Genomic DNA, 282 nt, shown 5'->3' with positions numbered 1-282 from the left:
AACAGCAGCTTGCGGCATCGAGGCTCGGCGATGTCGAACTGCGTGGCTATTTCACCCAACTCTGCGAAAGCCTCGGTGCTTCGATGATCCACGATCATGACCAACTGTCGATCGCGGTTACGGCCGATGGCAGCAGTGTGAACGCGGATATCTCTGTCAGTCTGGGGCTGATTGTCACCGAGCTGGTGATTAACGCGCTTAAGCATGCTTTCCCGGGCGAACGCAGCGGCAAGATCCTGGTCGATTACCACTCCCATGAAGCAAACTGGACATTGTCAGTCA

The 282-nt window shown here is 55.7% G+C and carries 1 pseudogene; it reads left to right on the top strand.

Going from position 1 to position 282, the window contains the following annotated elements:
- Positions 1-282 (top strand): annotated as a pseudogene (locus tag MRBLMC3_RS21145) (histidine kinase); the annotation flags it as partial.

The sequence above is a fragment of the Sphingobium sp. LMC3-1-1.1 genome (assembly GCF_040676285.1).
Taxonomy (GTDB): domain Bacteria; phylum Pseudomonadota; class Alphaproteobacteria; order Sphingomonadales; family Sphingomonadaceae; genus Sphingobium.
This window is presented reverse-complemented; position numbering and strand designations above follow the sequence as displayed.